The sequence below is a fragment of the Zavarzinia sp. genome, from assembly GCF_049306435.1.
Classification (GTDB): Bacteria; Pseudomonadota; Alphaproteobacteria; order Zavarziniales; family Zavarziniaceae; genus Zavarzinia.
The window spans coordinates 1-4,522 of record NZ_JBAQRT010000087.1 but is presented as its reverse complement, the minus strand read 5'-3'; the positions used below and the strand labels follow the sequence as shown (position 1 = coordinate 4,522).

The following is a 4,522-nucleotide window of genomic DNA, read 5'->3' as shown; positions in this document are numbered from 1 at the left end:
CCCCAGTCCCCCGCCCGCTCCGGCACATCGACGACGAGACGGGCGACAGACCGCAGGTCCGCCGGTGCCCGCAGCCCCCGCGCGAGAGCGGGCGCCGCGACAGGGATCATGTCCTCGAACAGCAGCGCCTGGGCTTCCAGTCCCGGCCAGGCCGTCTCGTCGCGGCCAAGGTCGATGGCGAGATCGGCACCGCCGTCGCGCAGTCGCTCGACCGGGCTGGCGGCCGTCGACAGCCGAAGGTCGATCCCCGGATGCAGCGCCTCGAAGCCGCCGAGCCGGGGGATCAGCCAGCGCATGGCGAAACTGGGCAGCACGGCGACGGTCAGGCCCTTGGCCGTTTCCCGTTCCGCCAGATCCACCGCCTCGCGCAACAGGGCGAAGGCTTGCGTCAGCCGGGACAACATCAGAAGGCCCGTCCCCGTCGGCACCAGCCGGCCTTTCTCCCGGGTGAACAACGGCTGCCCGAGGTCGGCCTCCAGCAACTTCAATTGCTGGCTCACCGCCGGCTGACTGACGGCGAGGGCGCGGGCGGCGGCGGCGACACCGCCAAGGCGATGCACCGCTTCGGCGGCCTGCAAGGCCTTGAGGGACGGAAGGCGGCGGGTCATAGGTAGAATATTAGATTTTCTTATGTTCCTCACACAAGCATCGATTGGACGAGCTTGGTCGTCAGGTCAATCCTGACCGCGAGACAAGGACCGATACCCGATGCCCAGCTTATGGATTCCGATCACCCTGGCCGCCTCCGTGCTGCAGACTTTCCGCACGGCGCAGCAAAAGCGCCTGACCGGCGTCATCGGTCAGAACGGCGCTCATTTCTCGCGCTATTTCTATGGCGCGCCACTGGCGGCCCTGTTGCTGGCCGGCCTCGCCGGGCAGGGCGAACAGGTGCCGACGCCCGGCATCGACTTCATCTTCTATTGCCTGCTGGGCGGCATTCCGCAGATCGTGGCGACCGGCTGCCTGATCCATGCCTATACGCTGCGAAACTTCGCCGTCGCCACCACCTTTTCCAAGACCGAGACGATCCAGGCCGCCGTCCTGTCGCTGCTGATCCTGGGCGAGGGGGTGAGCCTCGGCGGCTGGGCCGCGATCGCCATCGGCTTTGGCGGCCTTGTCCTGCTGACGACGGCGCGGCGCAGTGGCGGCACCATCCCGCTGGCCCGCGCCTGGCGCGAGCCCGCGACGATTTACGGCCTCGCCTCCGGCTTTTTCTTTGCCTTTTCCGGGATCGGCATCCGCTCGGCCGCCCTGTCGTTGCCGGCTGGGGACAGCCTGATCCGCGCGGTGACCACACTGGCCGCGATCACGGCGATGCAGACCGTGCTGATGGGGACCTGGCTTCTCATCGCCGACCGCAAGGCGCTGCGGGGGGCGCTGGGCTTTGCCTGGAAGCCCGCCGCCAGTGTCGGCATCATGTCGGTCGTCGGCTCCTTCAGCTGGTTCCTCGCCATGACGCTGGAGCCCGTGGCCCATGTCCGCGCCCTCGCCCAGGTGGAAATCGTCTTTTCCATCGCCATGTCGATCCTCGTCTTCCGCGAGCGTCCGGTCATGCGGGAATACGCCGGGGCGGCGCTGATTGTCGCCAGCGTCCTCTTACTGCTATTGGCTAGGTGATTTCTTCTGCCGCAGGCGCTATGGTCCGCGCCGCCTTACGCTTTTTTGAACCGGGGACCACAATGGACATCAGCAAGGTTTCGATCGGCAAGAACCCGCCCGACGACATCAATGTCGTCATCGAGATTCCGCAGGGCGGCGTGCCGGTGAAATACGAACTGGACAAGGAATCGGGCGCGCTCTTCGTCGACCGCTTCCTGCACACCGCGATGTACTACCCCGGCAACTACGGCTTCATCCCGCACACCAAGTCGGGCGATGGCGATCCGGCGGACGTGATCGTGATCGGCCAGTCGCCGGTCGCCGCCGCCTCGATCATCCGCGTGCGGCCGATCGGCGCCCTCCTGATGGAAGATGAAGCCGGCGCCGACGAGAAGATCATCGCGGTCCCCGTCGACAAGCTGCATCCCTTCTACAAGGACGTGAAGTCCTACGCCGACCTGCCGGACATCCTGTGCGAGCAGATCGCCCACTTCTTCCAGCACTACAAGGATCTGGAAAAGGGCAAATGGGTGACCATCGTGAAGTGGGTCGGCCCGGACGAGGCCAAGGCGCTCATTCTCGAAGCGATCGAACGGGCGAAATGAGGCGGCGGCGCATGTTGCGCCGCATTCAATTTACCTTTCGATGCGAATTCGCATGACAGGGGCGCTGGTAACGGCGCCCCTTTTCATTTTCGCATGAAGGCGCCCTTCTTAGACCAAGGAGACGGTTGCGCGCCCAGGCCGGCTCCACTACCTCTGCGACCAGATCGCGGCGTATAGTGCCCATCGGCGATCGCCGGACCCTTTGGATCGACAAGAAAGCCAAGACCAATGACCAAGGCATCGGTGCCAGGCGGTATTCCCACCGGCATGGACCTCATGCAGAACCCGCGCCTGAACAAGGGCACGGCCTTCACCGAGGAAGAACGCGAGGCCTTCGGGCTGGTCGGCCTGATGCCGGAAGGGATCGATACCGAGGAAAACCGCCTGAAGCGCATCATGCTGCAGCTGGCCAAGAAGTCGACCGACATGGGCCGCTACATTTTCCTGCAGTCCCTCGCCGATAACGACCGTACCCTGTTCTACAAGACGATCATGTCGGACCCGGTGCGCTTCATGCCCATCGTCTATACCCCGACCGTGGGCGCCGCCTGCCAGACCTACGGCCACATCATGCGCCGGCCCAAGGGCATCTATCTCGGCATCAACCGGAAAGGCCGGATCGCCGAGATCCTGCGCCACTGGCCGGAAAAGGACATCCGCTTCATCGTCGTGACCGACGGCGAGCGTATCCTCGGCCTTGGCGATCTCGGCACCAACGGCATGGGCATTCCGATCGGCAAGCTCAATCTCTATACCGCCTGCGCCGGCGTTCCGCCGCGCATGACCCTGCCGGTGATGATCGACGTCGGCACCAACAACGAGTCGCTGCTGCGCGACCCGCTCTACATGGGGCTGAAGCAGTCCCGGGTGCGCGGCAAGGACTACGACGAATTCCTCGAGGAATTCGTCCAGGCGGTGCAGGAAGTCTTCCCGCGCTGCTGCATCCAGTTCGAGGATTTCGCCAATGTGAACGCGGTGCCGCTGCTCGAGCGCTATCGCAACCGGGTGTGCTGCTTCAACGACGACATCCAGGGCACGGCGGGCGTCGCCGTCGCCGGCGTCCTCGCCGCGCTGAAGATCACCGGCAAGCCGCTGACCGAACAGCGCTTCCTGTTCCTCGGCGCGGGCTCGGCCGGCACCGGCATCGCCAATCTCCTGTCCCAGGTCATGCATCAGGCCGGCCTCACGCTGGAGGAGGCACGCGCCCGCTGCCATCTCTTCGACATCGAGGGCCTCGTCGTCGAGAGCCGCAACGATCTCGCCAGCTTCCAGCGCCCCTTCGCCCACAAGGGCGAACAGCTGCGCAGTTTCGTCGAGGCGATCGAGACCCTGAAGCCGACCGGCATCATCGGCGTCTCCGCCGTCGCCAAGGCCTTCACCCAGGAGGTGATCGAGGCCATGGCCCGCCTGAACGAGCGGCCCATCGTCTTTCCCTATTCCAACCCGACCTCCCACGCCGAATGCACGGCCGAGGAAGCCTACAAATGGTCGGAAGGGCGGGCGATCTTCGCCTCCGGCAGCCCCTTCCCGCCGGTGCGCATCGGCGAGAAGACGCTGGTCCCCGGCCAGGGCAACAATGTCTATATCTTCCCGGCGGTCGGCCTCGCGGTCTATGCGACCGAGGCCAGCCGGGTGACCGACGGCATGTTCATCACGGCGGCCCGCGCCGTCGCAGAACAGGTGACGCAAGCCGACCTCGACGCCGGCCTGATCTACCCGCCCCTGTCGGGCATCCTCGAAGCCTCGGTCAAGGTCGCGGTCAAGGTCGCCGCCGAAATCTTCAAGGAAGGCCAGGCCCGCGTGCCCGAGCCCGAGGACATCGAACTCTATATCCGCTCGCGCATGTGGAAGGCGACCTACAAGCAGTTGCTGTAGGCGCCCCTTCGAGGTCGATATCGTCCCGTCGTCCCGGCGAAGGCCGGGACCTCGAGACGAGAAGAGGTGGCTCGCATCGATGGGCTGGGTCTACATTCTCGCCTCTCGCCCGCACGGCGTGCTTTACGTCGGCACGACCAACGATCTCGTTCGTCGCGTCCACGAGCGTCGGATTCATGCCGTTCCCGGCTTCACACGCACCTATGATGTCGACAAATTGGTATGGTTCGAGCGGCACGATACGATGCCCCTGGCGATCACCCGCGAGAAGTAGCTCAAATCTTGGCACCGCGCCTGGAAAATTCGCCTGATCGAGGCGGAGAATCCCGAGTGGCGCGACCTCTATCCCGAGGTCGCGCGCTAGCGCCCCTTCCGGGTCGAGGTCCCGGCCTTCGCCGGGACGACGAGATGAGTTTAATGCGTCGTCCCGGCGAAGGCCGGGA

5 protein-coding genes are annotated in these 4,522 nt (G+C 65.2%); 4 read left to right on the top strand and 1 reads right to left on the bottom strand.

Features of this window, described 5'->3' with window-relative positions:
• Positions 1-608: LysR family transcriptional regulator (locus WAZ62_RS04560; protein WP_422642341.1), on the bottom strand; the 608-nt coding region annotated here is incomplete at its 3' end.
• A gap of 100 nt (positions 609-708) precedes the next feature.
• Here WAZ62_RS04560 and WAZ62_RS04555 point away from each other — a divergent pair.
• The 4 genes from WAZ62_RS04555 to WAZ62_RS04540 all read left to right on the top strand — a co-directional run bounded on the left by WAZ62_RS04555 (position 709) and on the right by WAZ62_RS04540 (position 4,353).
• A complete protein-coding gene (locus WAZ62_RS04555; protein WP_422642340.1) occupies positions 709-1,617 on the top strand; it encodes a DMT family transporter in 909 nt (302 codons plus the stop codon).
• Positions 1,618-1,679: 62 nt separating this feature from the next.
• Positions 1,680-2,204 (top strand): inorganic diphosphatase, encoded by a 525-nt coding sequence (ppa, locus tag WAZ62_RS04550; protein ID WP_422642339.1) that lies wholly within the window; start codon positions 1,680-1,682, stop codon positions 2,202-2,204.
• 228 nt (positions 2,205-2,432) lie between these two features.
• Complete coding sequence (locus tag WAZ62_RS04545) at positions 2,433-4,079, top strand: NAD-dependent malic enzyme (protein WP_422642338.1); 1,647 nt, start codon at positions 2,433-2,435, stop codon at positions 4,077-4,079.
• A 79-nt stretch (positions 4,080-4,158) separates the two neighbouring features.
• Positions 4,159-4,353, top strand: coding sequence for a GIY-YIG nuclease family protein (locus WAZ62_RS04540; protein WP_422642337.1), 195 nt, complete (start codon positions 4,159-4,161; stop codon positions 4,351-4,353).
• Positions 4,354-4,522 lie beyond the last annotated feature (169 nt).